Origin of the sequence: Aeromonas sp. sif2416 (genome assembly GCF_019218665.1) — a bacterium.
Lineage (GTDB): Bacteria > Pseudomonadota > Gammaproteobacteria > Enterobacterales > Aeromonadaceae > Aeromonas > Aeromonas encheleia.
In genome coordinates this window covers 342,378-369,181 of sequence record NZ_JAHUXC010000003.1, presented here as the reverse complement: position 1 = coordinate 369,181, position 26,804 = coordinate 342,378, and the positions used below count along the sequence as shown (strand labels likewise).

Annotated in this window: 28 protein-coding genes; 10 read left to right on the top strand and 18 right to left on the bottom strand. The window is 65.9% G+C overall.

All coding sequences use genetic code 11. From position 1 onward, the window contains the following. The first annotated feature begins 73 nt into the window (after positions 1-73). Positions 74-700 (top strand): glutathione S-transferase family protein, encoded by a 627-nt coding sequence (locus KW821_RS07960; RefSeq protein WP_218291056.1) that lies wholly within the window; start codon positions 74-76, stop codon positions 698-700. 151 nt (positions 701-851) lie between these two features. On the opposite strand, the gene KW821_RS07955 is transcribed toward KW821_RS07960, so the two are convergent. Beyond that, positions 852-2,027, bottom strand: coding sequence for an iron-containing alcohol dehydrogenase (locus KW821_RS07955; protein WP_218291055.1), 1,176 nt, complete (start codon positions 2,025-2,027; stop codon positions 852-854). Between the two features lie 254 nt (positions 2,028-2,281). Between KW821_RS07955 and KW821_RS07950 the strand changes: the two genes are divergently transcribed. Continuing rightward, complete coding sequence (locus KW821_RS07950; protein ID WP_232018893.1) at positions 2,282-2,830, top strand: hypothetical protein; 549 nt, start codon at positions 2,282-2,284, stop codon at positions 2,828-2,830. A gap of 147 nt (positions 2,831-2,977) precedes the next feature. On the opposite strand, the gene KW821_RS07945 is transcribed toward KW821_RS07950, so the two are convergent. The 4 genes from KW821_RS07945 to KW821_RS07930 all read right to left on the bottom strand — a co-directional run bounded on the left by KW821_RS07945 (position 2,978) and on the right by KW821_RS07930 (position 5,301). Next, on the bottom strand, positions 2,978-3,415 hold the full coding sequence (locus tag KW821_RS07945) for a hypothetical protein (RefSeq protein WP_218291054.1): 438 nt from the start codon (positions 3,413-3,415) through the stop codon (positions 2,978-2,980). A gap of 352 nt (positions 3,416-3,767) precedes the next feature. Continuing rightward, positions 3,768-4,514, bottom strand: coding sequence for an SDR family oxidoreductase (locus tag KW821_RS07940; RefSeq protein ID WP_218291053.1), 747 nt, complete (start codon positions 4,512-4,514; stop codon positions 3,768-3,770). A 43-nt stretch (positions 4,515-4,557) separates the two neighbouring features. Further along, positions 4,558-4,797, bottom strand: a complete 240-nt coding sequence (locus tag KW821_RS07935) for a DUF3624 family protein (RefSeq protein ID WP_042651956.1) — start codon at positions 4,795-4,797, stop codon at positions 4,558-4,560. 30 nt (positions 4,798-4,827) lie between these two features. Then, entirely contained in the window at positions 4,828-5,301 is a 474-nt protein-coding gene (locus KW821_RS07930; RefSeq protein WP_218291052.1) for an N-acetyltransferase, read from the bottom strand. A gap of 185 nt (positions 5,302-5,486) precedes the next feature. Here KW821_RS07930 and KW821_RS07925 point away from each other — a divergent pair, with 185 nt between their 5' ends. Further along, positions 5,487-6,929: a RimK family protein gene (locus tag KW821_RS07925; protein WP_042651954.1), complete on the top strand. Its 1,443-nt coding sequence runs from the start codon at positions 5,487-5,489 to the stop codon at positions 6,927-6,929. Positions 6,930-6,952: 23 nt separating this feature from the next. Continuing rightward, positions 6,953-7,489, top strand: a complete 537-nt coding sequence (locus KW821_RS07920; RefSeq protein WP_218291051.1) for an MgtC/SapB family protein — start codon at positions 6,953-6,955, stop codon at positions 7,487-7,489. Positions 7,490-7,553: 64 nt separating this feature from the next. On the opposite strand, the gene KW821_RS07915 is transcribed toward KW821_RS07920, so the two are convergent. Then, positions 7,554-9,167, bottom strand: a complete 1,614-nt coding sequence (locus tag KW821_RS07915; RefSeq protein ID WP_218291050.1) for an alpha-amylase family glycosyl hydrolase — start codon at positions 9,165-9,167, stop codon at positions 7,554-7,556. A gap of 123 nt (positions 9,168-9,290) precedes the next feature. Continuing rightward, positions 9,291-9,545: a DUF2442 domain-containing protein gene (locus KW821_RS07910; RefSeq protein WP_042651951.1), complete on the bottom strand. Its 255-nt coding sequence runs from the start codon at positions 9,543-9,545 to the stop codon at positions 9,291-9,293. A 262-nt stretch (positions 9,546-9,807) separates the two neighbouring features. Between KW821_RS07910 and KW821_RS07905 the strand changes: the two genes are divergently transcribed. Further along, positions 9,808-11,772, top strand: a complete 1,965-nt coding sequence (locus KW821_RS07905) for an LTA synthase family protein (RefSeq protein WP_218291049.1) — start codon at positions 9,808-9,810, stop codon at positions 11,770-11,772. Positions 11,773-11,843: 71 nt separating this feature from the next. Here the strand turns inward: KW821_RS07905 and KW821_RS07900 are convergent, their stop codons facing one another. Continuing rightward, positions 11,844-12,314, bottom strand: a complete 471-nt coding sequence (locus KW821_RS07900) for an Lrp/AsnC family transcriptional regulator (RefSeq protein WP_025325515.1) — start codon at positions 12,312-12,314, stop codon at positions 11,844-11,846. Positions 12,315-12,474: 160 nt separating this feature from the next. Between KW821_RS07900 and KW821_RS07895 the strand changes: the two genes are divergently transcribed. Continuing rightward, entirely contained in the window at positions 12,475-12,987 is a 513-nt protein-coding gene (locus tag KW821_RS07895) for a cyclin-dependent kinase inhibitor 3 family protein (protein ID WP_218291048.1), read from the top strand. A 9-nt stretch (positions 12,988-12,996) separates the two neighbouring features. Here the strand turns inward: KW821_RS07895 and metA are convergent, their stop codons facing one another. Beyond that, positions 12,997-13,944 carry a homoserine O-succinyltransferase gene (gene metA / locus KW821_RS07890; RefSeq protein WP_042651948.1) on the bottom strand — a complete coding sequence of 316 codons (948 nt, stop codon included), beginning with the start codon at positions 13,942-13,944 and terminating at the stop codon, positions 12,997-12,999. Positions 13,945-14,085: 141 nt separating this feature from the next. Continuing rightward, complete coding sequence (locus KW821_RS07885; RefSeq protein ID WP_218291047.1) at positions 14,086-14,358, bottom strand: hypothetical protein; 273 nt, start codon at positions 14,356-14,358, stop codon at positions 14,086-14,088. A 276-nt stretch (positions 14,359-14,634) separates the two neighbouring features. Between KW821_RS07885 and KW821_RS07880 the strand changes: the two genes are divergently transcribed. Continuing rightward, complete coding sequence (locus KW821_RS07880; protein WP_218291046.1) at positions 14,635-15,798, top strand: molybdopterin-binding protein; 1,164 nt, start codon at positions 14,635-14,637, stop codon at positions 15,796-15,798. 83 nt (positions 15,799-15,881) lie between these two features. Here the strand turns inward: KW821_RS07880 and KW821_RS07875 are convergent, their stop codons facing one another. The 4 genes from KW821_RS07875 to KW821_RS07860 form a co-directional block, all read right to left on the bottom strand. Continuing rightward, positions 15,882-16,397 (bottom strand): metal-dependent hydrolase, encoded by a 516-nt coding sequence (locus tag KW821_RS07875; protein WP_042651946.1) that lies wholly within the window; start codon positions 16,395-16,397, stop codon positions 15,882-15,884. Between the two features lie 232 nt (positions 16,398-16,629). Then, complete coding sequence (locus tag KW821_RS07870) at positions 16,630-17,724, bottom strand: ABC transporter permease (RefSeq protein ID WP_218291045.1); 1,095 nt, start codon at positions 17,722-17,724, stop codon at positions 16,630-16,632. A gap of 121 nt (positions 17,725-17,845) precedes the next feature. Further along, positions 17,846-18,775 carry an ABC transporter ATP-binding protein gene (locus KW821_RS07865; RefSeq protein ID WP_218291044.1) on the bottom strand — a complete coding sequence of 310 codons (930 nt, stop codon included), beginning with the start codon at positions 18,773-18,775 and terminating at the stop codon, positions 17,846-17,848. A 41-nt stretch (positions 18,776-18,816) separates the two neighbouring features. Next, entirely contained in the window at positions 18,817-19,776 is a 960-nt protein-coding gene (locus tag KW821_RS07860; protein ID WP_218291043.1) for an HlyD family secretion protein, read from the bottom strand. Positions 19,777-20,044: 268 nt separating this feature from the next. Here KW821_RS07860 and KW821_RS07855 point away from each other — a divergent pair, with 268 nt between their 5' ends. From KW821_RS07855 to KW821_RS07845, 3 genes are all read left to right on the top strand, one after another. Further along, the gene (locus KW821_RS07855) at positions 20,045-21,712 is read left to right on the top strand and encodes a DUF342 domain-containing protein (protein WP_371317599.1); all 1,668 of its coding nucleotides are present in this window, start codon (positions 20,045-20,047) and stop codon (positions 21,710-21,712) included. A gap of 122 nt (positions 21,713-21,834) precedes the next feature. Next, positions 21,835-22,644, top strand: coding sequence for a sugar-phosphatase (gene yidA, locus KW821_RS07850; protein WP_218291042.1), 810 nt, complete (start codon positions 21,835-21,837; stop codon positions 22,642-22,644). A gap of 367 nt (positions 22,645-23,011) precedes the next feature. Beyond that, positions 23,012-23,782, top strand: coding sequence for a gamma-glutamyl-gamma-aminobutyrate hydrolase family protein (locus tag KW821_RS07845; protein ID WP_218291041.1), 771 nt, complete (start codon positions 23,012-23,014; stop codon positions 23,780-23,782). Here the strand turns inward: KW821_RS07845 and KW821_RS07840 are convergent. From KW821_RS07840 to KW821_RS07825, 4 genes are all read right to left on the bottom strand, one after another. After that, a complete protein-coding gene (locus KW821_RS07840) occupies positions 23,779-24,159 on the bottom strand; it encodes a hypothetical protein (RefSeq protein ID WP_218291226.1) in 381 nt (126 codons plus the stop codon). The two genes, KW821_RS07845 and KW821_RS07840, sit on opposite strands and share 4 nt — an antisense overlap. Before the next feature lie 110 nt (positions 24,160-24,269). Beyond that, complete coding sequence (locus KW821_RS07835) at positions 24,270-24,980, bottom strand: HAD-IA family hydrolase (protein ID WP_218291040.1); 711 nt, start codon at positions 24,978-24,980, stop codon at positions 24,270-24,272. Between the two features lie 125 nt (positions 24,981-25,105). Then, positions 25,106-26,062 (bottom strand): tyrosine recombinase XerC, encoded by a 957-nt coding sequence (xerC, locus tag KW821_RS07830; RefSeq protein WP_371317598.1) that lies wholly within the window; start codon positions 26,060-26,062, stop codon positions 25,106-25,108. Then, entirely contained in the window at positions 26,055-26,735 is a 681-nt protein-coding gene (locus KW821_RS07825; protein ID WP_042651936.1) for a DUF484 family protein, read from the bottom strand. The genes xerC and KW821_RS07825 overlap by 8 nt, the downstream gene beginning before the upstream one ends. Between the last annotated feature and the right edge of the window lie 69 nt (positions 26,736-26,804).

Here is a 26,804-nt window from a genome sequence, read left to right as displayed (position 1 = left end):
TTTTGCACGGCGGAGTGAACCGACCGGCTCGCCGGCGCGTATGACTGCCTCCTGCCATCGAATCGAGGTTCTCATGATTGTCCTGCACCACCTGAACAAGTCCCGCTCCCAACGCATCATCTGGCTGCTCGAGGAGCTGGGGCTGCCTTACGAGATCAAGGCCTACCAACGCGATGCCACCACCTTCCTGGCGCCGCCCGAGCTCAGGGCCATCCACCCCCTCGGCAAGTCGCCGGTCATCGAGCTGGAGGGGCGGGTGCTGGCCGAATCCGGTGCCATCACCGAATACCTGATCGCCCGCCACGGCGCCGGGCAGCTGGCCCCGGCCCAGGAGAGCCCCGAGTACGCCGAGTACCTGCAGTGGCTGCACTTTGCCGAGAGCTCCGGCATATTGCCGCTGCTGCTCGACATGTTCGTGCGCAAGGACGGCAGCCCGATGCGCTTCCTGCCGGGCTACGCCAAGGCGGAGTGCGCCAAGGTGCTGGGCTATCTAAATGCGGTCTTGAGCACTCGCCGCTATCTGGTGGGGGATCGCCTCTCCGGCGCCGACATCATGAACTCCTTCCTGGTGGATCTGCTGGCCCAGAGCGGGCAGCTGGCCCAGTTCCCGCACCTGCAGGCCTACTGGCAGCGGCTCAACGACCACCCGGCCCGACAGAAGGCGGCGGCGCTGGAGCGCGAGCTGGATCAGGGCGCCTGAGCCCCGGCCCACACCCCCTCATCACAGGATGCAAAACGCCCCGATCAACGGGGCGTTTTTTTGGCTCGGGCTCGGGCTCGATCCGAGGATCCACAGGTCTGAGGGAGGATCCTGGCCAGCCGGCCCGGATCCTCCTCAGGCCACCGTGGGCTCAGCGGGCGTGGGAGAGGATCCGCGCCACCTTGTCCGGATCTATGTCCTGCTGCTCCCCGAGCGCAGTCAGGCCGAAGCGCTTCAGGTTGGAGCAGATGGCCGGGATGCAGCGCTCGTCCAGGCCATAGTCGGCGAGGCGGGTGCCCACCCCCATCTGCTGGAAGAACTGCTCGGTGCGGATGATCGCCTCCTCGATGCGCAGCGCCTTGTCCTCCCGGCTGGAGTGCCAGACCCGCTCGGCAAACTGGGCCAGCTTATCCTGCTTCTGGGCGGCCTGCGCGCGCAGCAGGGAGGGCAGCACCACCGCCAGGCTCTGGGCATGATCCAGCCCGTGCAGGGCGGTGAGCTGATGGCCGATGGCATGGGTGGCCCAGTCCTGGGGCACGCCGCGGCCGATGAGGCCGTTGAGCGCCAGGCTGGCGGCCCACATCAGGTTGGCCCGCACCTGATAGTCGGTGGGATCGCTCAGCGCCTTGGGGCCGTTATCCACCAGCACCTGCAACAGTCCCTCCGCCAGCCGATCCTGCACCTCGCCCCCCACCGGGAAGGTGAGGTACTGCTCTATGATATGCACGAAGGCATCCACCACCCCGTTGCCGACCTGGCGCACCGGCAGGCTGTAGGTGGTGGTGGGATCCAGCACCGCAAACTGCGGCAACACCAGCGGATTGTAGAAGGAGAGCTTGGCCTCCCCCCGGCTCACCACGGCGGCGGGGTTGCTCTCCGAGCCGGTGGCGGGCAGGGTCAGCACGCAGCCGAGCGGCAGCGCCGCCTTGATCGGTGCCTTGTGCTGCAGTATGTCCCAGGGATCCTCCCCCTCGAAGCAGGCGGCGGCGGCCACGAACTTGGTGCCATCCACCACTGAGCCACCCCCGACCGCCAGCAGGAAATCGATGCGCTCGCGTTTCACCAGCGCCACCGCCTCCATCAGCTGATCGTATCTGGGGTTGGCACCTATGCCGGGAAACTCCAGCCACTCCCGCCCCGCCAGCGCCTCGGTCAGCTGCTCATAGACCCCGTTCTGCTTGATGCTGCCACCGCCATAGAGCACCAGCAGGCGGCTGCCGCTCGGTATCAGCTCGGACAGGCTGGCGATCTGGCCCGCGCCGAAGCAGATGCGGGTGGGGTTGGCATATTGGAAGTTGTACACGGCAGAGCCCTCGGTTGAATGCATGCAGGGGAATTGTGCGCCCGCGCTCCCGCGAGGTCAAAAACGGGAGCTTGTTACCAAAATGGGGTGGCGGTTGTTGCCGGCATAGGTACTCAGCTGTGACTCTGCTATGGTGGTCACCGGGCAGGGCCATAACCCCTCCCATCGTCAATCGTCATGGCGCCACCGCCGTTTCGCCATCGGGCGCCTCTCACGGGGTTCCGTTTTCTAGCCATAGGGTCTCAATCATGAAACTGAAACACGCATGGATCGCTGGTTTGTTTGCACTCGCATCCGCTACACAGGCCGCCGAGGTCATCACCAACGTGGCGATCACCCCAGGCCAGGCACAGCTGGCGGAAGAGGTGACGGCCAAGGCCACGGTGACCGCCATCGACATGGCGACCCGCAAGGTCAGCCTGAAGAATACCGAGGGTGAGAGCTTCGATCTGGTCGCCGGTGACGAGGTGACCAATCTCAAGAACGTCAAGGTGGGTGACGAGGTCGCGCTCAGATACCTGCAACTGCTGGATCTGGAGCTGCTCAAGGGCACCGCCGGGGTGAGAAAACGCGTGGTGGAGACCGAGGGAGGCAAGGCCGCCGCGGGGCAGAAACCGGCCGCCGGCGCTGGCATGCAGGTCACCATCTATGCCGACGTCATCGATCTCGACAAGCAGCAGCAGACCATCAAGGTCAAGGGCGTGGACAAGACCCTCACCCTCAGGGTGAATGATCCGGCGCAGTTCGCCCTGATCGCCAAGGGTGACCAGATCAAGGCCGTCCAGACCACGGCCGTTGGTATCGGGATCGAGCCGCAGACGAAATAAGCGCTCAGCTCCCCTTCACTCATGCACAGGGAGGGCCCAAGCCCTCCCTTCTTCATACAGGGCGATCGGCTTCCATACCCTGATCGCCGCCGGGCAAGCGCTTGCCCCCCGCCACCAAAGATTGCCGTTTGAGCCATGAGCCGCGGCTTATGCGCTCTGCTTCTCACCCGTCGGCTTGCCGCTGAGGCGATCCATGGCCGCCTTGAGCATGGCGTCACGCTGCTCGGTCAACGCCTTGGTCTGCTGCTCCCGCTGATCGCTCGACAGCTGCTGGTTGTCGGCCACCCCCTTGAGCTGGCTCTCGAGATCGTCAAATTTCTTGCGATCGAAGCCGAGCGCCTTGTCCACCAGCTGCTGCATCCCCAGGTTGTTGACGCCCCCCGTCGGGGAGGAACCCTTGCCACTCTTGGCCAGGTGCTCGTAGGTCAGCACCTGCTGTGCCTTGCCGGTCAGCCGCTGACTGGAGAGGCTGACCTGCTGCTCCCAGCCGCCGCCCTGCGGGCTGTCGTCGGCGCCTAGGGTGGCCAGGGCGCGGTTGTGGGATGCACTCTGGGCGAGTTGCTGACCATAAGGTTTGATATCCATGAGGGCTCCAAGCTGTCTGCCGATCCGGCGTGCGGGGAGGGATCCCCGTCATGACCGACAAGGTGAGCAAGTTACAGGCCAACTTGCCCTCCCCACCCGGATAGCAGTATCCCCATCACCGATCTGCGGCCGCAGTCAGCCAGCACCCAGCCGGACAAGTACCTGCCGCTGCTGCGCGGCGTCTGGGGCAAGCAGAGCGATAAACTCGGCAAGGAGGTAGTGGTGCTAGACCAGGCGCAGCGAGCAGAAGCACTCAGAAGAGGGATTCAAGAAGATCATGAGCCTCTGACCGGCTCGTCAAAACAGAAGAGGCACCCTGGGGTGCCTCTTCTCATTTCGTCAAACGGGGCAATCAGCGGCGGCTGATCTGGAGCGGACCGAAGGTCTGGGCCACCGGCATGATCTCGATGCTGTTGATGTTGACGTGGGCGGGCTGCTGGCTGACCCAGAGCACTGTGCTCGCGATGTCTTCCGGCTGGATCGCCTGCACCCCCTGATAGACGGTGGCCGCCTTGGCATCGTCACCGTGGAAGCGCACGTTGGAGAACTCGGTGCCGCCGCACAGGCCCGGCTCCACGTTGGTGACGCGGATGGCGGTGCCCGCCAGATCGGCGCGCAGGTTCAGGCTGAACTGCTTCACGAACGCCTTGGTGGCGCCGTAGACGTTGCCGCCCGGGTAGGGGTAGGTGCCGGCGATGGAGCCGATGTTGACCACATGGCCGCGATTGCGCGCCACCATGCCCGGCAGCAGCAAGCGGGTGAGCAGGGTCAGGCCGCTGATGTTGGTGGCGATCATCTGCTCCCAGTCTTCGAGGTCCGCCTTGTGGGCGGGCTCCAGCCCGAGCGCCAGACCGGCGTTGTTGACCAGCAGATCCACCTCTTGCCAGGCGACCGGCAGGCCGTCGATGGCGGCCTGGGTCCCGGCCTTGTCCTGCACGTCGAACACCAGCGGCAGGAAGTCATCCCCCAGCTCACCGGCCAGGGCGGCCAGCCGCTCGGCACGGCGACCGGTGCCGATCACCCTGTAGCCCGCATTCACCAGCAGGCGGCTGATCGCCTCCCCGAAACCGGACGAGGCGCCCGTTACCATTGCTATCATCTGAACCTCCATTGTTATCTATCTTGTTGAAACAAAATTTAATTTATTCATCCAGACCGCGACCGCCCCGGCGCCAGAGGAAGGCCAGCAGGTGCAGCAGCAGCAGGCCGCTGCCCCCCAGGGCGAACAGCAGGCCGGTGAGGGCATTGACCGAGGCATCGGCGCCGAACCACCACCAGGCCAGCCAACCCGCCAGCCCGATGACCAGGGTCTGGAGGGCGCAGGCCCGGCAGCGCCCGAGCTTGGCCCTGATGGCGGTGGCGAGGCAGTCGTCACAGCTCATGCCGGCGCCTCGATACCGAGGCAGCGCGGCTCATGCCGCCCCCTGCTCACCGGATCCCAGCGGCAGCACCAGCCGGTGCGCGTGCAGGCCGGGCCCGTAGTAATCCGGCAGCCGGAGCCGGGGGCGGAACCCCAGCCCCTGGTAGAGGGTCTGGGCCTCGGGGTTGGCATCGGCGACCTCGAGCCGGATGGCGCCCCAGCCCGCCTGCCGGCCCTCCTGGATCACCTGCTCCAGCATGCGGCGGGCCCAGCCCTGGCGGCGCACCGTCCAGCGGATGGCGAGGGTCTGGATCACCAGCCGATCCCAGCCCCTGTGCTCCAGTACGCTGAGATAGCCCATCAGCTGGGCCTTGTCGTCCAGCAGCAAGAGGGTGCGCCCCTTGGCCTGGGTGAGCAGATAGTGCCAGCGGCTGCGGCCGAAGGCGACCTCGGGGGGAAAACAGTAGCGTTCCAGCTTAACGATGGCGCCCAAATCATCGGTTCGGGCGGCGCGCAGGGTCAACACGGAGAGTCCTTGTTCGGTTATTTATCCTCAGCACCAGAAATGCGACTTGTATCACAAGTTACCAAGGCGGCATATTAGGCACTGTAACCTCTTGTTTCCCCTCGCGCCATTGTCGTGCTTGTCGGTGCATCGAAGCCCACTGGGGATCCTGCCGTCCAGGCAGTCTGATCTGTGGAGCCGAAAATATGAGTACCTATGTCATCGTCGAGGAGCTGGGCGACTGGCCCTGCCATGCCGATTATCTGCTGACCGCCCGCACCTACCTGCAACACGGCCTGCCCACCACCGGTGGCCGCCCCCGCATCATCAACCTCTGTCGCAGCCTGGAGCACCTGAGCGCCGGCTATTACTGCTCCCTGCTGGCCCAGGCCCGCAGCCACCACTGCCTGCCCGGCCTGCAGGCCATCAGCGTGCTGCAACCCCAGCAACCGCCGGCCAAGCTGTGGCGCAAGCTGCAGGGCTGGCTGACCCGGCAGAGCGAGGACAGGATCCGGGTGCGCGCCATCTTCGGCCAGTGCGAGCAGAGCGAGCTGGCGGGGCTGGCCCGCTACTACTACGGCCTGAGCCAGCTGCCGCTGCAGGAGCTGACCCTCAAGCGCGGCCGCCACGGCTGGTCGGTGCGCCAGCAGCAGAGCCTGTCGCCGCTGGCACTGAGCCAGAGCGAGAAGGCGCTGATGCTGCAACACGCCCAGGCGCTGGTCGGTGCCGGGGATGAGGAGCAGGCGGCGCCGCGCTACCAGCTCGCCATCCTGATGGATCCCAACGATGGCCGCGCCAGCAGCGATGCCCTGGCGCTCGAGCGCTTCATCCGGGCCGCCGCCGCCCAGGGGATCCAGGCCGAGCTGCTGCCCCCCTCCGCCATCGAGCGGCTGCCGGAGTTCGATACCCTCTGGCTGCGCGCCGAGACCGCGGTCGGCCACTACACCTTCGAGTTCGCCCGCCGCGCCGAGCAGCTCAAGATGCCAGTGATCGACAGCTCCCGCGCCATCCTCGCCTGCAGCAACAAGCTCTACCTCTACGAACTGATGGTGCGCAGCGGCGTGCCCATGCCGCCGACCATGGTGGTGACCCGCCGCGGCCGCCACCAGGTGGACGAGCTGGTGCAGCGCCTCGGCCTGCCGCTGATGGTGAAGGTCCCCGACGGCGCCCAGGGCCGGGATCTGGCCATGGCCAGCGACGAGACCCAGCTCGCCCGCCTGCTGGACGAGGGGTTGGGCCGCTCCGCCCTGCTGCTGGTGCAGAGCCGGATCCCCGCCGAGTTCGACTGGCGCATCGGCTTTCTCGACGGCTCGCCGCTGTTCGCCTGCCGCCGCTTCCGGCCGGAGCCGGGCAACCGCATCCGCCGCCGCAAGCACCCCCTCGACCTGAGCCGGATCGAGGCGCTGCCGCTGACCGAGGTGCCGGAGCGGGTGCTGCAGACCGCCCGCCGCGCCGTGCATCAGCTCGGCAACGGCCTGTTCGGGGTCGACCTGCGCCAGCAGGGTCGCGACTGCGTGCTGCTGGAAATCATCGACAATCCCTGGATACGTGGCGATATTGAAGACAGAGAGGCCAAAGATCTCTACGAGCGCCTGGCCAGGGCCTTCCGGCAACGGCTGGAGAACCGGGGGCAGAGCGCGGCAGGATAACGAGCAGGGTGGCAGAGGTGGATATGATGACAACGCAGTGGTGGGACATAGCGCCCCTTGGCTGGGATAACATCCTGGCCTGTCTGGTGTGTGGCGGTCTGGTCGGGCTGGAGCGGCAGCTGCACGGCAAGCCGGTCGGCATTCGCACCTCCTCCCTCATCGTGGTCGGCACCTACTGCTTCCTCGCCATCGGCGCCGCCGTCAGCCCGCTGCCCGCGGATCAGGCGCGGGTGCTTGGCCAGCTCATCACCGGCATCGGCTTCCTCGGCGCCGGGGTCATGATGACCCGGGATGGTCAGGTGCTGGGGGTGACCTCGGCGGCCACCATCTGGATGCTGGCCGCCCTCGGCGCCCTCATCGGCATGGGGATGCTGCGCCAGGCGCTGCTGCTCACCGGTGTGACCCTGGGGATCCTGGTAGGGGTCCACTATCTGGAGACCAGCTTCAAGAGCCTGCGCCGCGGCGTGCACAACCGGCTCGAACACTGGCGCAACGGCAGCGAGCACGGCGCCCCGGCCAGCTCCCGTCAGGAGGAGCTGGGCAGCGGCATCGAGAAGTGACGCCCCTGCGCCTGGCAACAAAAAGGGCTCCGCGATGGAGCCCTTTTTTGTGCTTGTCCCGTCACTACTGCAGTTGCAGGAAGCGGCCGCTCAAGGGGGGCAGCGCCACCGTCAGGCTGCTGCCACCGATGGGGAGGCGCTCGCCGCTCTGCAGATCCACCAGGGCGCTGCCGCCGCGCAGCCTGGCCACCGGCAGGCTGTAGCTCTGGGGGGTGCTGGAGACGTTGAGCAGGTAGACAATCTGCTCCGCCGCCGTCTGCTTGATGTCGCCGTAGACGCTGCCCTCGGCCACCAGCTTGACCCGCTCCCCCTGATAGAGGGCGGGATGCGCGGCGCGCAGGGCCAGCAGCTCGGCGAGCCACTGCTTGAGCTCGGCCTGCTCGCCGTCCGGCACGAAGCCGGTGACACCCGGCACCTTGCCGTCGCTGCGGGCCACGTGATCGTCGCACAACCCCTGGGCCGCACAGTCGCCGCTCACCTGCTTGGCAAAGCCCGGCACCTCGTCGCCAAACTCCTCGCCGTAATAGAGGGTGATGGGACCTGAGCGGGCCGCCAGGAAGCTGAAGGCCGCCTTGTGACGCAGCCAGTAGTCCGCCGGATCGAAGTTGCCGCGCTCCAGCAGATCGCCGAAGCGCACCAGATCGTGGTTGCCCAGCATCAGGTTAGGCATGGCGTGATCCGGGTAGTTCTCCACCTTGTTCCAGCTGGCGTCGAGCACGCTGGCCCCCTGCCCGCCCTTGCCGGACTCCTCCACCGCCAGCGCCTGCATCAGGCCGTAGCGCAGCGGGAAGTCGAACGCCGAGGGCAGCGCCGGGTTGTCGCTCGGGCCATAGGCCTGGGTGCGGATCTCGTCCGCCCCCTTCCACACCTCGCCCACCAGGTAGCCGAGGGTGCCCCACTGCTGGCCGGCCGCCTTGCGCGCCGCACTGGCCTGCTCGACCTCGGCGCGAATGGCGCGCCACTCGTCCAGCCCGAGCTGGTAGGCCTGATCGAGGCGCCAGCCGTCGATGCCGTACTGCTCGACCCAGTGACGCGCCACCTCCTCGAAGTAGGCGAGGCTCTCGGGCTTGCCGTAGTCCACCAGCTGGCCGGGATAACCGACGCCGCCGCTCTTGAGGGCCGGCAGGCGTCCCTCGGGGGAGGGCTTGCTCACCCCGACCTTGTTGACGTGACCGAACACCCCGTCGAGGAAGACATAGAGGCCGCGCTGGTGCGCCGCATCCACCAGCTGCTTGAGCTGGGCGTTGCTGCCAAAGTTTGGATCCACGTTGAAGAAGTCGCAGGCGAAGTAGCCGGTGGCATCCAGCCTGTCGTCGCCGCCCTGACCGGCGCAGGAGTCGAACACCGGGGTCAGCCAGATGGCGTTGACGTTGAGGCTCTTGATGTGATCCAGGCTGGCGATGATGCCCTGCAGATCGCCATTGTGCCGGGAGGGGCCGTAGCCAACGCCGTAGTTGGCGGCACCATCGCCATCGACGAATGACTCCACCATCACCTGATAGATCCTCAGGTTGCAGGCGGGCTGATCATCCCCATAGCAGGCGCGGCTGCTGGCCGCAGGAGGGGGATTGACGATCGGCGGCTGGGTCTCGGCGCCGGAGCCGCCCCCGCTGCCGCATGCCGACAATAACAAGGCGGCCCCGAGCAGACCGCCATAACGCAACTTTCCCTGTTTCATTGTCATCTTCCCGCTGTGGTGGCATGGACGCAGATGCGCCGCATCTGGGACCATGATAACGGCAGGAACACATGGGGTATGTGACTGAAAACGTTATCTGGCTCAACGAGTTAGCATGTCAGCTCAGTGCAGGTTGCGCTCGTCGACGGGCTGGATCAGGTGATAGACCTCCTGGGCGGCCAGCACGCAACCCCCCGGCCACTCCAGCTGATGGCGGCGATTGATGAAGACCCGGGCGCAGTGGCGCGCCGAGGGGATACTGGCAAACAGCGGTTGCTCGCGCCAAGGAGTCAAGTCCAGCACCCCAGTGGTGCCGTCCGAGAGCACCACGAACAGGCACCACTCCCGCAGATACTCGACATCGAGAAAGACCGGCATGAATTCGGCTCCGATTGAGAGAGTTCGGCGCCATTATAGAAAAGCCCCCCTCCCCGCTTTGTAGCGGGGATCACACTAATCCCAGTCGTTTATGCTGTCTTTTGACCCGACCGGGATTGCTCATTAAAAAATTAATATTATCAATAACTTGCTTTTCATCACCCCGCCGCAACCTTTCCCCGCCCCCACTGTCATAACCCTGCAATATAAGAAAAAGTGCCCTCGGATGGGCATCAAGAAATTGGCTTTATCAGGAATAACAATGACAAAAATAAGACATTGGCTGGGTCCATTTTGGCCCATCGCCATTTTCTCGGCGATCGCGCTCATCGCCCTCTCCGCCAGCCGGATAGCCCTCGGACTCTGGCAACAGGAGCGCGTCGATGCCGTCGCCGGCTGGTCACAGCTGCTGCTGCAAGGGCTGCGAGTCGACTTTGCCACCCTCTGCTGGCTGTGGGGCGTCCCCGCCGTCTTCACCCTGCTGCTGGCCGGCCCCCATGCCCTGGGCCGCGCCTGGCTGCAGCTTATCCGGGTCTGGCTGACGCTGGGACTCTGGCTGATGCTGTTCCTGGAGATCTCCACCCCCTCCTTCGTCACCGAGTACGGGGTGCGCCCCAATCGCCTCTATATCGAATACCTCATCTACCCGAAGGAGGTGCTCGCCATGCTGTGGGCGGGCCGCAAGGGTGAGCTGCTGCTGGCCCTGGTGTTCAGCCTGCTGACCCTGGGGGGAGGCTGGTGGCTGAGCGGACGCCTGATACGGCACCTTAGCTTCCCGCGCTGGTACCTGCGCCCGGCCTTCGCCCTGCTGATCCTGGCCATCGGCTTCCTCGGCGCCCGCTCCAGCCTGGGCCACAGGGCCCTGAACCCCGCCATGGTGGCCTTTGCCAGCGATCCTCTGATCAACGCCCTGACCGTCAACTCCTCCTACTCCCTGTTCTTCGCCATCAAGCAGATGGGCAACGAGGAGAGCGCCGGCGAATTCTATGGGGAGCTGCCCCGGGAGCGGATCCTGGAGCTGGTGCGCCGGGAGAGCGGTCGCCCCGACCAGGATTACAGCTCCGAGACCCTGCCCAGCCAGACCGCCAACGAGGCCAGCTATGCCGGCAAGCCGAAGAACCTGGTGATCCTGCTGCAGGAGAGCCTCGGCGCCCAGTTCGTCGGCTCCCTCGGCGGCCTGCCGCTCACCCCCAACCTAGATGCGCTGTCACAACAGGGCTGGGCCTTCGAGCAGCTCTATGCCACCGGCACCCGTTCGGTGCGCGGCATCGAGGCCGTGCTCACCGGCTTCACGCCGACTCCGGCCCAGGCCGTGGTCAAGCTCGGCAAGAGCCAGACTAACTTCTTCACCATCGCGGATCTGCTCAAGCAACGGGGCTACAGCACCAGCTTCATCTACGGCGGCGAGAGCCACTTCGACAACATGCGCAGCTTCTTCCTCGGCAATGGCTTCACCACCATCATCGAGCAGAAGGACTTCGAGAATCCGGTATTCGAAGGCTCATGGGGCGCCTCGGACGAGGATCTGATGGCCAAGGCCGACGAGACGTTCCGGGCCCTGAGCAAGCAGGGCAAGCCCTTCTTCAGCCTGGTGTTCAGCTCGAGCAACCACGATCCGTTCGAGTTTCCCGACGATCGCATCGCGCTCTTTGAGCAACCCAAGCAGACCCGCAACAACGCCGCCAAGTACGCGGACCATGCCGTCGGCGAGTTCTTCAAGCAGGCCCGCCAATCGAACTACTGGCAAGACACCCTGTTCCTGGTCATCGCCGATCACGACAGCCGGGTCAGCGGCGCCGATCTGGTGCCCATCCCCCGCTTCCACATTCCCGGGGTCATCGTTGGCGAGGGGATAAAGCCTCGCCAGGACTCGCGGGTCGTGAGCCAGATAGACATGGCGCCGACCCTGCTCTCCCTGATGGGGATAAGCGCCGACTATCCCATGCTGGGCAAGGATCTGACCCGCATGCCGGACGACTGGCCGGGGCGAGCCATCATGCAGTACGACAAGAACTTCGCCCTGATGCGGGGCAAGGACGTGGTGATACTGCAGCCGGAGCGGCCGGCCGAAGGCTATCGGTATGATGCCGCCAGCCAGCGCCTGCAACCGGCGCCCCAGCCCGATGAGCTCAAGGAGGCGGCGCTGGGCCTGGTGCTCTGGGGCAACCTGGCCTATCAGCAGGGGCTCTACCAGACGGCGCCGGACAGCCGCCTGGTGCTCAACTGAGGGTCAGTCACCGCCAGAAAAAAACCGCCAGCAGGCGGTTTTTTTCTTCCCTCTGTGCGCCGCGCGGGCACTCAGGGGTGGGTGAAGCAGGGCAGTGAGCGGCTGAATCTGTGCTCGAACACCAGCGAGGTCTCGAGGTGCACCACCTCCTCCCGCGAGGTGAAGTGATCGAACACGAAGTTGCGCAGGTGCTCGGTGTCCGCGACGCAGAGATGCACCAGGAAATCGTCCTTGCCACCCATGTGAAACAGGCTGATCACCTCGGGCAACGCCAGGATGGCATCGCGGAACGCATCGATGATCTGACGGCTGTGGCGCGCCAGCTGCAGGGAGACCATGGCCTGGATGTGGCCACCCAGCGCCTGATAATCCACCTCGCAGTGGGCTCCCTTGAGCACCCCATCCTGCTGCAGCTTGCGCACCCGCTCCAGGCAGGTGGACGGCGCCACCCCGACCAGGGCCGCCAGGTCCTTGTTGGTCATGCCCGCATCGCGAAACAGATGGGCCAGGATGTCCAAATCCAGTTGATCCAGGTTTCTCATCTTTACTCCTTGCATCGCTCAATTTTTTTAGACTCTGCCCGTAAACCGGGCCGAACACAACGCAGATTGACATCGTGGCGCCGCCCCCTATGCTTTGCCGCACTTCGCCACGACGCAAAAACACTCGTTTGACACCATGTCAGACTCGACAAGGAAATCCATGCATCCCTCCCACCCCTTCTGGAGCCTGGAGGTGCCACGCCTCGATGGCCAGCTCCTGCTGACCCCCTGCCCCGGCACCCAGCAGGTCCCCCCGGAGCAGGTCCTGGACCAGTTGCAACTGGCCGGGGCCCATGGGGTCATCAGCCTGATGACGGAGGCCGAGCTGGCCAGCGTCGGGCTGGAGCGGCTCGGCCCGCAGCTCGACGCCAGGGGCATGAGCTGGTTCCACCTGCCCATCGAGGACGACGAGGCCCCCGATGCCGCCTTCGAGCAAGCCTGGCAGTTGGTGCTGCCCCGGCTGATCGCCCTGCTGCGCGACGGCAAGCAGCTGGCCATCCACTGCAAGGGCGGCAGCGGGCGCACCGGGCTGGTGGCCGCCGCCCTGCTGATGACGCTGGGTCAGTCGCAGCAGGAGGCCATGGCCGCCATCCGGGCCAAGCGGCCCCGCGCCTTCACCCTGGCCTGCCATCGCCACTGGCTCGACGCCCTGGCGCACCGGCTGGCCGGCTGAGCCAGCGCCCTATGCCTTGGGTTGCTGGTAGGTGAACACCTTGCCGATGTCCTCCAGCCGGTAGCTGGTGAGCTGGTAGACGTAGTAGTTGAGCCAGTTGGAGAACAGCAGGTGGCCGTGGCTGCGCCAGCTGGCGCGCGGGGTCTGGCCGGGATCGTTGTCCGGGTAGTAGTTGACCGGGATGACGGGGGTGAGCCCGGCCGCCAGATCCCGCTGATACTCGCCATCCAGGGTCAGGGCATCGTATTCGGGATGGCCGGTGACGAACACCTGGCGGCAATCCTTGGTCGCCGCCAGATAGACCCCCGCCTCCTCTGACTCCGCGAAGATCTGCAGATCGGTGTGGGCGCGGATGAGATCCCCGTCGAAGGCGGCATAGCGGGAGTGCGGCGCGACGAACTCGTCATCGAAACCGCGCAGCAGCGGCTCGTGCTCGTCGAGGCGGTGGTGGCGATAGACCCCGGACAGCTTCTCGCCGTGGGTCTGTTTCTCCATGCCGTACAGCGCCTTGAGCGCCGCCTGCACCGCCCAGCACAGGAACAGGGTCGAGGTCACATGCTGATGAGACCACTCGATGATCTCGACGATGCGCGGCCAGTAGACCACCTCCTCGAACTCCACCAGCCCGAGCGGCGCCCCCGTGATGATCATGCCGTCGTAGTTGTTGCCACGCACCTGCTCGAAGTCGTGATAGAAGTTCTCGAGGTGCGCCTGGGGCGTGTTCTTCGACTCCCGATCGTCGATGCGCAGCAGATCCACATCCACCTGCAACGGCGAGTTGGAGAGCATCCGCATCAGCTGGATCTCGGTCTCTATCTTCTTGGGCATCAGGTTGAGGATGAGCACCCGCAGCGGACGGATGTTCTGGGTGACGGCCCGGGATTCCGTCATCACGAAGATGTTCTCCTGCCCCAGCACTTCGGCGGCGGGCAACTGGTCCGGGATCTTGATCGGCATGCTTACTCCCTGTACTGCATCGGTAAATATGTCTGGACATCTAGAAGCCTATAATAAAGCGCCCAGCCTGTCATCAGTTACCTGTGCATTCGTCCTCCCTCGACGGCACTGACAACAAGGGCGCCTGTTGGCGCCCTTGTATCACTTGTTCTTGGCCTTGTTGTGGCCCTTGCCGGGGTTATTGTCCCCATGCACGCTGCTGTTTTCCTTGTTCTTGCCCTTGCCGTCACAGCCCTCGCTGCTCACCTTGACGTCGCCGACCGCGATGCTCGAGCAGTCATCACTGTGCTTCTCTTTCCACTCGTCGGCTTCATCGCCGTCCACATTGATGCGCACGTCGTTGGAGTTGATCTGCAAGCCGGCCCAGGCGGGGGAGCCCACCAGCAGGGCCAGCAACAAGGCTGCGTGTTTCATGGTCATGACCTTTTTTTGAACAATTGAGCAATTGGTGAGCATTTTACCCCACCTCTGTCATGGAACGTGACTGTTGCCACAGGAAAACATGCCCACGCTTAAGCCAGGGTTCACCCTTGTTACTGGCTGGTTAACAAAGAGGTATCTGATCCTCATTCCGCTCCCGTCACGACGCCTGGATATCGCCAGCGGCAGGGGGATCTGGGTACAATTGCACTCTATCCAGCCTGCCCCATGGCGCCTTCCAGCCAGCCTGTTCAACCCGAGGAAACCAGCATGCGTATCGAGATCATCAGCACGGGAGACGAGATAGTCACGGGCCTGGTGGTGGACACCAATGCCGCCTGGCTCAGCGCCCTGTTGCTGGAGCAGGGCTGGCAGGTGCGCCGCCGTTCCACAGTGGGGGACAACCTCGCGGATCTGAAAGCCGTGCTGCAGGAGAGCGCCGGGCGCGCCGAGGTGGTGCTGGTGTGCGGCGGCCTGGGCCCCACCGCGGACGATCTCACCGCCCAGGCGGCGGCCGAGGCCTTTGGCCAGCCGCTGACCCTGTTCCCCGACTGGCTCGCCACCATCACCGCGCGCTACGCCAGCCGGGGCCGTCCCATGCCGGCGAGCAACGCCAAGCAGGCCTGGCTGCCCCGGGAGTGCGAGATCCTCGACAACCCGGTCGGCACCGCCTGCGGCTTCCTGGTCCATCACCCGGCCGGGCACGGCCAGAGCAGGATCTTCTTCACCCCGGGCGTGCCGTTCGAGTTCAAGCAGATGGTGCGCGAGCAGATCCTGCCGCGGTTGAAGGTACTGGCCGGGGCGCAGGCCGACACCGAGCTGCGCCGCTTCTACAGCTTCGGCATCTCGGAATCGGCGCTCAGCGACAAGCTGGACGCCACCCCCTGGCCGAGCGGCATCGAGCTCGGCTATCGCTCCGCCATGCCGCTCATCGAGCTGAAACTCATCGGTCATGACGCCTCGGTGGCGGACATGGCGGCCGCCGAGGCGCGCCTGCTCGGCGAGACTCGGCCCTGGCTGGTGGGGCGCGGCGACGAGGAGCCGGCCAGCCAGATCCTGGCCCTGCTGGGGGGCAGGCCGCTGACCCTGTTCGAGGGGGAGAGCCGGGGTGCCCTGCTCGCCCTCTGCCATGAGCATCCGCGGCTGGCGGCCCATTTCAGCGGCGAGCTCGCAGCCGAACTCGGCCAGTTGACGGGGGTCGAGCGGGGGCTGAGCCTGACCATAGGCATGGCGGGCCCGGATGGGGTGCCGCTGCTGCTGTGCGCCGACGGGCAACAGACTGGCCAGACCCTCAAGGTCAGCCACCCGGATCCGGAAAGCCGCCGCCGGATCCTCGCCTTCGCCGCCCTCGACATGCTGCGCCGCCACCTGCTGGGGGTGCCGGTGATCGCCGACTACCTCACTCTGCCGAGAACGGCGCAGCGGGCCGACTAAGGCGGATATTCTGGATGCCGGGGTGCGTCAGGGCCCCAGGCCGGCTCCCCTGATACACGAGACAGATTGGCGCCCAAGCCACGCTAGAAGGCGTTGAGCGCCATGCCGCCCTGGGTCCAGAACCCGGCAAGCGCCAGGGTCAGGACGCAGAAGGCCGTCTCCACCCCGCCCCCACACCTGAGCGACAGGTAGGGCAGCCTAAAGCGCTGGCGCATCGGCCAGAACAGCGGGATGCCGGCCGGGGTGAGCCAGTCCCCGAGCAGGTGGCTCAGATAGCCGATGATCAGCGCATCCTTCACCCCCACCGGTAGCAGGCCGGGCGCCTGAAACTGCGCCAGCCCCCAGACAGCCATGCCGACCGCCAGCAGGCTGTGGGTAAAGCCGCGATGGCCGAACAGGCGGGAGAGCGGCCCCGAGATCCAGGGCAGGCGCCGGCCGAGCAGGGAGTTGGGATGATCCAGATCGGGCAGCAGGGCGCTGGCCAGCGCCGCGGGCACTATCTGCCAGAGGCTGGCCTCGGCCAGGGCCGGGGTGAGCGGTAACTTGTGGGCAAGCAGGGCGCAGGTAACGGAAAACAGCAGATGGCCTTGGGCGGTCATGATGGCTCTATGGGGCAAGGGGATAAAGGACGGTACTAGGCCCAACGGCGTTGGGCGGCAGATTAGAGTCCCTCGGGGCGCAATGAGCAAGGTGAATCGCGCCTCTGCCCCGATATTTTCAGCCATTTATCCCGAAATCGATGCCATAGCCGGCACCGGCCGACATGAATGACTCATACAGCACCCAATCAAGCCACCCCATAACCCCAAGCCGGGATCGCCGGAATAAGAGTCAATCCAGGCTCTTCTTGAAGCGGCGGGCGGCCAGGGTCAGCATCAGCAGGGTGAAGCCGAGCAGCCAGAACACATCCGGCAGCAGATCGGACAGCTCGCCCCCCCGCAACACCACCCCCCGGATCAGCCGCATGAAGTGGGTGGCAGGCAGCAGCTCGGCGAGCCACTGGGCTGGCACCGGCATCCCCTCGTAGGGAAACATGAAGCCCGACAGCAGGATGGAGGGCAACAGGATGAACACCGTCATCTGCATCGCCTGCAACTGGGTCTGGGCCAGGGTGGAGATGAGCAGCCCCAGGGTCAGGCTGGCGGCGATAAACAGCAGGGTCGCCAGCAGCACCTGGCTCAGGGCGCCGTTGATGGGCACCGCGAAGATGAAGTGACCCAGGCCGAGGATGATGACCACCTGGATCAGGCCCACCCCTATGTAGGGCAGGATCTTGCCGATCATCAGCTCCATCGAGCTGACCGGGGTGGTGATGAGCAGCTCCAGGTTGCCGCGCTCCCGCTCCCGCACTATGGCCGCCGAGGTGAACATGATCATGGTCATGGTCAGGATCACCCCGAGCAGACCGGGCACTATGTTGACCGCCGAGCGGCGGGACGGGTTGAAGTAGAGCACGGTCTCGAAGGTGGGCGGCAGGGGCACCAGATCCGGCTTGAGATCGGAGAGCGGCATGGTGCGCAGGCCGAGCAGGGCCCCCGCGATCATGGTGTCAGAGCCGTCCACCAGCCACTGGCCCGCACTCTCACCGGCGCTGAGCCGGCGGCTCAAGTCGGGAGGCAGCACCAGCACGGCCCGCACCTCGCCCCGGGTCAGCGCCGCTTCGGCCTCCTGCAGCCCCACGTAGCGCTGCTTGATGCTCACCACCTGGCTGGCCTTCACCGCCTCCACCAACAGCCGACCCGGCACGCTCTGGCTCATGTCCACCAGCCCGGCCGGGATGTGGCGCACGTCCGTGTTGATGGCGTAGCCGAACAGCAGCAGCTGGAGCAGCGGTATCATCACCACCATGCCGAACGTCAGCCGGTCACGTGCCAGCTGCCTCAGCTCCTTCTGGGTAATTGCCCATAACCGCCTCAGACCGTCCATCGGCTTGCCCTCACGGTTCGACGGGGCGGGATCATCACCGCCAGGGTGCCAAGCGTCAGCCGGTCCCGCGCCAACTGCCGCAGCTCCTGCTGGGTAATTGCCCATAACCGCCTCAGACCGTTCATGCCCTTGGCTCCTGACCGGTGCAGCTGACGAACACATCCTCGAGGCTAGGCCTGACCAGCGCCATGGCGGCGCCGGCCAGGGCCGGACAGGCCTGCTGCAGCCAGGGCACGGGATCCGCCAGCTGCTTGTCCACCAGCACCCGCAGCCGCTGGCCGAGCTGGGCGGCGGAGCGCACCGGCTGCAGTTGCAACAGCTGCTGCTTGAGCAGCCGCAGATCCGGGGCCAGCACCTCCACCACCTGGGTGTTCATCCCCTCCATCAGCGCCTGGGGCGAGCCCTGGGCCCGCACCTTGCCCGCCTCCATGATGGCCAGCGCGTGGCAACGCTCCGCCTCGTCCATGTAGTGGGTAGTGACCAATATGGTGGTGCCCGCCTCGCTGAGATCGAACAGCTTCTCCCAGAAGTCGCGCCTGTTCTGCGGATCCACCGCCGAGGTGGGCTCGTCGAGCAGCAGCAGATCCGGGCGGTGGATCACCGCCGCCGCCAGCGCTAGCCGCTGCTTCTGGCCGCCGCTCATGGCCCCGGCCCGGCGCCCGGCCAGCTCGCTCAGCTCGTAGGTCGCCAGCAGCTCGTGCAGCCGGGTGTTGAGAGGCGCACCGCCCATGCCGTGGATCCGGCCCATGAACTCCAGGTTTTCCCAGCCGGTCAGCTCGTCGTAGAGGGAGAACTTCTGGGTCATGTAGCCGATGCGCCGGCGCAGCGCCTCCGCCTGTTTCGGGATGGCGAGGCCCAGCACCTCGATGTCACCGGCGGAGGGGGTGAGCAGGCCGGTCAGCATCCGCAAGGTGGTGGACTTGCCGCAGCCATTGGGGCCGAGAAAGCCCTGGATCTGCCCCTTCGGCACCCTGAGATCCAGCCCGTCCACGGCGAGAAAGTCGCCGAAGCGACGGCTCACGCCTAGTGCCCGGATCGCCAGTTCACTCATGGGAAGACTCCGCTGACGTCGGCACTCGATCGAGCGACGGCTCACTCATGGGAAGGCTCTGCCTGCACCGGCAGGCCGCTGGGCAAGTCCTGTGCCCCGGGCAAGTCTATCTCCGCCAGGTAGACCAGCCGGGCCCTGTCCTGCTCGTTGAGGGCGTAGTAGGGGGTGAAGGCGGGCTCCTTCGAGATCCAGCGCAGCCGGCCGGTGAGGGGCGCAGGCACGCCGTCCACCCGCACCGCGATGGACTCGCCAATCCGGTAGCGGGCCAGCGCGGGCTCGGGCACATAGACCCGGGCGTAGGGCGCCTGATCTGCCTGCAAGGCGGCCAGCACGGCGCCCACCGGGACCCGCTCCCCCAGGTTGTAGGGCAGGCTGTCGAGGCGACCGCTGCGGGTCGCTATGATGGTGAGATCCGCCAACTCCCGCTCGGCCAGCACCACATCCGCCCGGGCCGCCGCCAGCTTGGCGGTGGCCTCGTCGATGTCCTCGGTCCGCACGCCCCGGGTCAACTTGTCGAACTGTTGACGGGCGCCATCCTGCTCGGCCAGGGCGCCGTCGCGCTGGGCGCGGGCCTTGTCCAGCTCGGAGGGACTCAACAACTTCTGCGCCACCATACGATCGATGCGCCTGAAGTTGCGCTCGCTCTCGATCACCGCCGCCTGCGCCTTGTCGAGGCTGGCGTGGGCCGCGGCTATGTCCTCCGGCCGCTCGCCATTGGTCATGCGGGCCAGCGCCGCTGTGGCGCTGGCCTCCTCGGCCCTGGCCCGGGCCAACACCGCCTGCTGGCGGCTGTCATCGAGCCGCACCAGCAGGGTCCCCTCGGCCACCTGGCTGCCCTCGGCCACCGGCAGGGCCCGGACTATCTCGTTGGCGGTGGCGGTCAGCAGCACCCGGTCCCGCTCCAGGGTGCCGAGGGCCGTGCCCTGGGTCGTGGGCTGGCAGGCGCTGAGCAGGCCAAGCAGGCCAAGCAGGGTGGCCGACAGCAGGCAATGACGTCGCATCTGGGCTCCTTTCGCAAGCCATCTTCCCATCCCGAGGTGGCGGCACAGGGGGATGAGGCGCAATTGATACACTCGTCGCCAGCATACCCCTTGTCACCCTGGATTTCCTCCACCCAGCTCACCCATTTGCATTCAGCTCGTTGACCCGGAAAGAGAAATGCCCGAATACTGCGACTCTGAGCCGCCAAGACTGTCGCGGCTTGCGACAAGGATCCCGCCCTGGCCACCAGGGGAACCAGCCGGATCGGGACCAGGGAGAGCTGCCCCAGTGTTGAACAAAGAGTGGTTACTGTTATCGGCCGACATGACGCTGGTCTGCCTGCGCATCGCCCCCGGCCTCGCCCATCCCATCACCGAGGCCCAGGTCCTGTCCCTGCTGCTGGCGTCCAACTGTCGACGCTATCAGCCGCTGAGCGAGGGGATCCGGCAGGCCATCGGCCTGCTCAACGCCCTGCTGGCCAACCCGGACGCCCGCCCCCATCCCCCCGTGCCCATCGCCCAGCGCCACGACGCCTGCGTGCTGGTGGTGATCGAGCAGGACGCCATGAGCGCCACCGCCCAGCTCACCGCGGACTGGGGCGGCAAATGCCTGACCCAGGCCCAGTTGCAGGACGCCGTGGTGGCGAGCGGCATCAAACAGGGGCTGAGCGACAGCCTGCTCGCCGCCGCCATCCTGGCCAGCAAGGAGGCCGCACCCGGCGCCCAGCTCAGGCATGTCATCGCCCTCGGCCGACCGGTCGAGCATGGCCTGGATACCCGGCTGGAGCGCCTGGTCGAGACGCCGGCCGAGCGGATCCTCAAGCCCCAGGAGCTGGATCATGGCAGGGTCGACATGCGCGATCTGGGCGCCCTGATCACCGTCAAGGCGGGTGCCCCGCTGATGCGGCGCCATCCCGCCACCCGGGGCATCGACGGCTTCACCGTGACCGGCCAGACGCTGCCGGCCAGAGCGGGCAAGGAGAGCCACATGACTGTGGGGGAAGGCAGCTGCGTCTCGGCGGAGGATCCCGACCTGCTGCTGGCGAGCCGCAACGGCCTGCCCTGCCATGAGAAGAGCGGCATGCGGGTCGACGAGGTGCTGAGTGTCAAACAGGTGGATGCCCGCCACGGCCATGTCATCTTTGAGGGATCGCTGCTGGTCACCGGCGACGTCATGCCCGGCATGCGGGTCCAGGCCAGCGGCGACGTGGTGATCGGCGGCTTCGTCGAAAATGGCACCGTGGTATCGGGTGGCAGCATCACGGTGCGCAACGGCATCATAGGCCGCAAGCAGGAGGACAACGACGAATACCCCTGCCAGCTCAGCGCCGGCGGCGAGATCCACGCCAGCTATGCCCAGTACGCCAGGCTGGAGGCCGATGGCGACATCCATATCCAGAGCCAGCTCAGCCACTGCTACTGCCGCAGTGGCCAGGATCTCAGGGTCGGCGACAGCGCCATGCGCAAGGGTCACCTGATCGGGGGGATCAGCATCGCCAACCGGCTGGTCATGGCCCCGGTGATCGGGGCCTCGGCGGCGAACCGGACCCGGCTGCAGATCCTCGGCGGCTACTTCAGCCACAAGGAGCAGGAGCAGACCCTGCGCCAGCGCAAGCAGGCCTGTGGGGAGCAATTGCTCAAGCTGCAGGATCTCATCCTCAAGCTGCTGCAGTTGCCGAGGGAGAAGCGCAATCCCGAGACGGTGCAGAAGATCAAGACGCTGCGCATCCGCCAGCTCGACGAGGCCAAGTCGCTGAACGAGCAGTTGGTGGCGACCCAGGCACAGCTGCAACTGCTGATGGCCGGCATGAACATAGTCGCGACCCAGCGCCTGTTTCCCGGGGTCGAGGTGGAGATGGCCCACCATCACAACAGGGTCGACATAGAGCACGGCCCCATCAGCTTCGTCATCCGCGACGAGCAGCTGCAACTGACCCCCTATCAGGGCCACAAGTGAGGGGCACCCCACCACCGGCCCGATCCATGGGACGCATGGCGTGATCCCGGCGGTGAATTTCGCTACACTCGGCCTCCCCTTGGCCCCATCGGGTGGGCCGGCCAGACTCAGGTAGTGAGAAGATGTACAAGCTGATCGCATTGGATATGGATGGCACCCTGTTGAACCCTCAGGGTCAGATCACCCCGCGCACCCACGCCGCCATCGCGGCGGCCCGCGCCAGGGGCGTCACTGTGGTGCTGACCTCGGGACGGCCGCTGGAAGGCATGAGTGCCTATCTGATCGAGCTCGGCCTCACCGGCCCGGATGACTATGTCATCTGCTACAACGGCGCCCTGGTGCAACAGGTCGCGGATCACCGCATCCTGCGCAGCCAGCTGCTGACCGGCGCCGATGCCCGCGCCATCGCCCACCTGGCCGATGAGCTGGGGGTGAACATCCACGGCTTCTCCGTCCGTCAGGGGCTGATCAGCCCCAGGGTCAGCACCTATACCGAGCACGAGTCCCGCCTGGTCGACATGCCGATCAACCTGGTGGACTTCGCCACCCTGCCCCTGGACGAGCAGATCATGAAGGTGATGATGATCGACGAGGAGCCCCTGCTCTCCCGCGCCATCAGCCAGCTGCCCGCCGAGCTCTACCAGCGCTACACAGTGGTGCGCAGCTCCCCCTACTTCCTCGAGTTCATGAACAAGCAGAGCAACAAGGGTACCGGCGTCGCCGCCCTGGCCGAGCACCTTGGCCTCAGCGCCGCTCAGGTGATCGCGGTCGGCGATGCGGGCAATGACCGCCACATGATCGAATACGCCGGACTCGGGGTCGCCATGGGCAACGCCACCGACGAGATCAAGGGGCTGGCGCAGCACGCCACGGCCCGCAACGATGATGAGGGCGTGGCCAAGGTGATCGAGCAGTTCATCCTGAACGCCTGATCCCTAAGGGGCATCCCTGGATGCCCCTTCGTTTTTCCCCTCCCGCCGAATGTTTAATATATCCACCACGCCTTGCCCATACTCCCCCGCCCATTGCCGCTCAGGCCCCTGATACAGGGACTCAAGACGGCTTAGTCATTATCATGATTAACATTTTTGCATCATTTCGTTTGACATATTGAACGGCCTTGGCAGACTGGGATCAGGATCCAGGCTGTCACTGCCCAGGCTGACCGACGATTCTGGCACCGCGGCAAGACCCGGATCCCATGACCATGCCTTGAGGCATGCCCTTGCTGCTCAGCCGCGGCAAGGGCCTTCCCAAGGCGCAGGATGAGACACCAGACAAGGATAGCCAAGGTGACCTATGCCCAACCCCAGTTCCCATACCAAACCCGTCGTGTTGATGACCATGGGGGCCCAGCCCCGTAACGGCCACCCCTACCAGGTGATGACCCACAAATACATCACCCCCCTGGTGGAGATCAGCGGCTGCATTCCCCTGCTGGTGCCGACCTGCTGCGGCACCGACGATCTGGAGCAGTACCTCAACCTGGCCGATGGCGTCTACCTGAGCGGCGCCGGCTCCAACATAGATCCCGCCCTCTACGGCCAGGAGAACCTGACCCCGGAGAAGCCCCAGGACAGAGACAGAGATCTGTTCGACATTCCCCTGGTGCGCGCCGCCATCGATCGCGGGCTGCCGCTGCTCGGCATCTGCCGCGGCATGCAGGAGATCAACGTGGCGCTCGGCGGGGACATTCATCAGAAGGTCTATTGCGAGCCGGGGTATGACGATCATCGGGAAGATGCGGATGATCCGGTGGAGGATCAGTATGGTCACAGCCACCAGGTGAGTCTGGTGGCCGGCAGCTGGTTTGCCGAGCTGATGGGGGAGGAGGCGATCCCGGTCAACTCATTGCACGGCCAGGGGATCAAGACGCTGGCCAAGGGACTGGCCCCGCTGGCCTATGCCGAGGATGGGCTGATCGAGGCCCTTCACGCCCCCGAGCTGCCCCAGTTCACCCTGGCGGTGCAATGGCATCCGGAGTGGAAGGCGACCGAAAACCCCCACTCCATCAAGCTGTTCGAGGCCTTCGGTGCCGCCTGTCGCCGGCACAGGATGCAGGCCGGCTAGTCGCCGAGGCCCTTGCCCTTCAACCTGGGCAGCGCCCCGCGATCGGGGCGCAGGGTACGGCAGAGATCCAGCCCCTTGAGGCCGCGCTGGACGTGATCCGGGGCCTGACCGAGCACCATGCCGTTGCTGCGGTACAGATTGGCGTCGTCCAGCTCGAACAGCTCACCGCCGATCAGAAGTTGTTGCCGCGCATCGACCCGCTTGCCCCGCTTCAGGGGCAGCGTCATGTCGGTCAGCACCTCGCCGCTGGCGCAGCCTTCCCGCCAGCGGGCCTCGTCGGAGAAGGGGGAGATGGCGATCTCGCGCCAGGATCCATCCCTGAACTCCATCCGGTACTTGTCCGTCAGCAGATCGCAGCCCGCCAGCGGCAAGAGCATCGCCAACCAGAAGATGTTCTTCAAACGCAACCCTTGTACTCCCTGGTCGACCCGCACCAGACCGCCATCTCGGCTGCCCGACAGACGCTGAAGCCTCTTCTGCCACGCCGTCACAGCAGCAATTCTGCCAGCTCGCCGAGGGCGCAGAGCTCCACATCCGGCAGCAGTTGCAACTGCCGCCAGGACTGCTGGCGATCGTTGAGCCAGGCGGCCTTGAAGCCGTGCAGCAGTGCCCCCAGCACGTCCGTCTCCGGGTGATCCCCCACGTGCAGGATCCGGTCGGCCGGCAGGCCGAGCGCGGCCTGCGCCTGGGCAAACATGTCCGGCGCCGGTTTCATCCTGGCGCCCACCCCGGCCTTGCAGACCAGGGTGAAATAGTCGCTCAGCCCGGCCTGGGCCAGATCCAGGTTGCCATTGGTGATCACCACCAGCGGGTAGCGGCCGGCGAGGCGCGCCAGCAGGGCGTGGGTGGCCGCGCTCACCTCTATCTTCGAGCGCTCGACGAGGAAGCCGGCAAACACCCGCTCGGCCTCATGACTGGCCATCCCGGCCGCCATGCCCCCCTGCACCATGGCCTCATGGATACAGTGCCGGCGCGCCAGGCTGACATCCTGACGCAGCTCGGGGTGGGCCAGCAGCAGGCTGCGCTTGAGCGCCAGCCAGCGCGGCTTGTCCAGCATGGCGGTGGCCAGGTATTCGCTGCGCAGATGGGCCAGCATCCACTGCTCGGCCCGCACTATGGCGGGGCCGTTGTCATAGAGGGTGTCGTCGAGATCGAACGAGATGGCGGCCACCGGCTGCCAGCGGCGATAAAACTGCATGTGCTCTCCTCTGCTTGATGGCCGGGCCAGCCCGTTATTCACAGTCCCGGGGAGTCAGGATCCCGTTTGGCCCCGGCGGCTCGGACGCTGTCACACAGGTTGACAGCCGTCCGTGGCGACAGGCGTCACTCATCCTCCGGGGTGGCGGGATCCCGTTTGGCCCTGGGGTGGGCATTGTCATACACCTTGGCCAGATGCTGGAAGTCGAGATGGGTGTAGATCTGGGTGGTGGAGAGATCGGCGTGGCCCAGCAGCTCCTGTACCGCCCGCAAATCGCCGGATGACTCCAGCATATGGGTGGCGAAGCTGTGGCGCAGCTTGTGGGGATGGACGTGGGCGTTGAGCGCCTGCTTGTTGCCCCAGCCATCGATCCGCTCCTGCACCGAGCGGGCCGACAGCCGCTGCCTGCGCTTGGAGACGAACAGCGCCTCGGCCTCGTCCCCCGCAAGCAATGGCCGCACCCTGAGCCACTTGTGCAGCCACTCCACCGCCATCCGCCCCATGGGCAGCACCCGCTCCCGCGAGCCCTTGCCGGTCACCTTGAGCTGGCGCTCGTCGAGCTTAATGTCCGCCAGGTTGAGCCCCACCAGCTCGGCGAGGCGCAGACCGGAGGAGTACATCAGCTCCATGATGGCGCGATCCCGCACCGCCAGCGGATCCTGCTCGTCGGTGATGTTGAGCAGCTGGTACATCTCGTCCACATCCAGGTTCTTGGGCAGTGGCCGCCCCTGCTTGGGGGTCACTATGCCCCTTGCCGGGTTGGCCACCAGCCGCCCCTGGCGCACCTGCCAGTCGCAGAAGCTGCGCAGGGCCGAGACCTTGGTGGCGAGGGAACGGGGGGCGAGGCCGGCCTTGTGCATCCGGGTCACCAGGCTGCGCACCTGGCTCGCCTCGAGCCGGGCCCAGTCGTCGAGACCGAGGCGCACCAGCTCGGCGGTCATGGCCTGCAGGTGTGCCTCGTAGTTGCTGCGGGTGTGGGGGCTGAGCTGACGCTCGACCCTCAGGTATTCGATAAAGGCAGTGAGTTCCCCCGCCAATGCGGGAGGCAGGGGCTCGGCGGCGGGTTGCGGCGCCTTAGCCACGAACCAGCTCGGGCAGACGCAGTTGCAGCAGGCGGCCCAGCTGACCCAGCAACAGGGTGTCGTTGTGGGGGGCGAAGTGGCTGGGATCCGAGCTGGCGAAGGCCAGCACGCCGAGATCGCCGAGCCGCATCAGGGCCACCGAGTTGACCAGCACGTCGCTGCCAAACAGCGCCTGTTTCTCGCTCTGGTTGAGCCGGCCGAAGTAGTAATCCGATCCGGGCAGGCGCTGACCCAGCAGTTGCTCGAGCTGCTTGCCCTGTGCCAGGAAGCGCTGCTCCGGGCCGCTCAGCTGGAACTTCTTCGGATTGAGCCAGAGCCGCAGCTCGGTCAGCCGCAGGCGCTGCACGAAGGCCTTGCCCATGGCCACGCTCATCTCGAACAGGGTCTGGCAGCCGTAGAGCTCGCCATAGAGATCCGCATAGACCCGGAAGATCCGTTCATTCTCGCTGGCGACCCCCATCAGCTCGGTGATCTCCTGCTCCAGCTGATCGATGCGCTCGCGCTGTCGATCCAGCTGGCGCTCCACCAGGGAGACGGTGCCCTTGCGCTCATGGGGAATACGGATCCGGTCCAGCATGGCCGCGTGGCGCTGGAAAAACTCGGGATAACGGGCCAGGTACTCCAGCACGCTGGCTTCGTCCACCAGTGTCTCCTGCCGTTTGAGTTCGCTCATAAATTGGTTGGTCCATCATAGAAAAAGGGCACAGGGCCCTGACATTACCGCTTGGCAGGGCGGGGTTGC

What these genes read in the sequence shown, in the direction of transcription:
- KW821_RS07935 (WP_042651956.1), bottom strand. Translation starts at nt 4,797, where the DNA reads ATGAGCTGTGACGACTGCCTCGCCACCGCCATCAGGGCCAAGCTCGGG.
- KW821_RS07885 (WP_218291047.1), bottom strand. Translation starts at nt 14,358, where the DNA reads ATGAAACACGCAGCCTTGTTGCTGGCCCTGCTGGTGGGCTCCCCCGCC.
- KW821_RS07940 (WP_218291053.1), bottom strand. Translation starts at nt 4,514, where the DNA reads ATGATAGCAATGGTAACGGGCGCCTCGTCCGGTTTCGGGGAGGCGATC.
- yidA (WP_218291042.1), top strand. Translation starts at nt 21,835, where the DNA reads ATGTACAAGCTGATCGCATTGGATATGGATGGCACCCTGTTGAACCCT.
- KW821_RS07860 (WP_218291043.1), bottom strand. Translation starts at nt 19,776, where the DNA reads ATGCGACGTCATTGCCTGCTGTCGGCCACCCTGCTTGGCCTGCTTGGC.
- KW821_RS07920 (WP_218291051.1), top strand. Translation starts at nt 6,953, where the DNA reads ATGATGACAACGCAGTGGTGGGACATAGCGCCCCTTGGCTGGGATAAC.
- KW821_RS07875 (WP_042651946.1), bottom strand. Translation starts at nt 16,397, where the DNA reads ATGACCGCCCAAGGCCATCTGCTGTTTTCCGTTACCTGCGCCCTGCTT.
- KW821_RS07915 (WP_218291050.1), bottom strand. Translation starts at nt 9,167, where the DNA reads ATGAAACAGGGAAAGTTGCGTTATGGCGGTCTGCTCGGGGCCGCCTTG.
- KW821_RS07895 (WP_218291048.1), top strand. Translation starts at nt 12,475, where the DNA reads ATGCATCCCTCCCACCCCTTCTGGAGCCTGGAGGTGCCACGCCTCGAT.
- KW821_RS07870 (WP_218291045.1), bottom strand. Translation starts at nt 17,724, where the DNA reads ATGGACGGTCTGAGGCGGTTATGGGCAATTACCCAGAAGGAGCTGAGG.
- KW821_RS07880 (WP_218291046.1), top strand. Translation starts at nt 14,635, where the DNA reads ATGCGTATCGAGATCATCAGCACGGGAGACGAGATAGTCACGGGCCTG.
- KW821_RS07955 (WP_218291055.1), bottom strand. Translation starts at nt 2,027, where the DNA reads ATGCATTCAACCGAGGGCTCTGCCGTGTACAACTTCCAATATGCCAAC.
- KW821_RS07925 (WP_042651954.1), top strand. Translation starts at nt 5,487, where the DNA reads ATGAGTACCTATGTCATCGTCGAGGAGCTGGGCGACTGGCCCTGCCAT.
- KW821_RS07910 (WP_042651951.1), bottom strand. Translation starts at nt 9,545, where the DNA reads ATGCCGGTCTTTCTCGATGTCGAGTATCTGCGGGAGTGGTGCCTGTTC.
- KW821_RS07905 (WP_218291049.1), top strand. Translation starts at nt 9,808, where the DNA reads ATGACAAAAATAAGACATTGGCTGGGTCCATTTTGGCCCATCGCCATT.
- KW821_RS07900 (WP_025325515.1), bottom strand. Translation starts at nt 12,314, where the DNA reads ATGAGAAACCTGGATCAACTGGATTTGGACATCCTGGCCCATCTGTTT.
- KW821_RS07960 (WP_218291056.1), top strand. Translation starts at nt 74, where the DNA reads ATGATTGTCCTGCACCACCTGAACAAGTCCCGCTCCCAACGCATCATC.
- KW821_RS07840 (WP_218291226.1), bottom strand. Translation starts at nt 24,159, where the DNA reads ATGCTCTTGCCGCTGGCGGGCTGCGATCTGCTGACGGACAAGTACCGG.
- KW821_RS07825 (WP_042651936.1), bottom strand. Translation starts at nt 26,735, where the DNA reads ATGAGCGAACTCAAACGGCAGGAGACACTGGTGGACGAAGCCAGCGTG.
- KW821_RS07945 (WP_218291054.1), bottom strand. Translation starts at nt 3,415, where the DNA reads ATGGATATCAAACCTTATGGTCAGCAACTCGCCCAGAGTGCATCCCAC.
- KW821_RS07865 (WP_218291044.1), bottom strand. Translation starts at nt 18,775, where the DNA reads ATGAGTGAACTGGCGATCCGGGCACTAGGCGTGAGCCGTCGCTTCGGC.
- KW821_RS07845 (WP_218291041.1), top strand. Translation starts at nt 23,012, where the DNA reads ATGCCCAACCCCAGTTCCCATACCAAACCCGTCGTGTTGATGACCATG.
- metA (WP_042651948.1), bottom strand. Translation starts at nt 13,944, where the DNA reads ATGCCGATCAAGATCCCGGACCAGTTGCCCGCCGCCGAAGTGCTGGGG.
- KW821_RS07835 (WP_218291040.1), bottom strand. Translation starts at nt 24,980, where the DNA reads ATGCAGTTTTATCGCCGCTGGCAGCCGGTGGCCGCCATCTCGTTCGAT.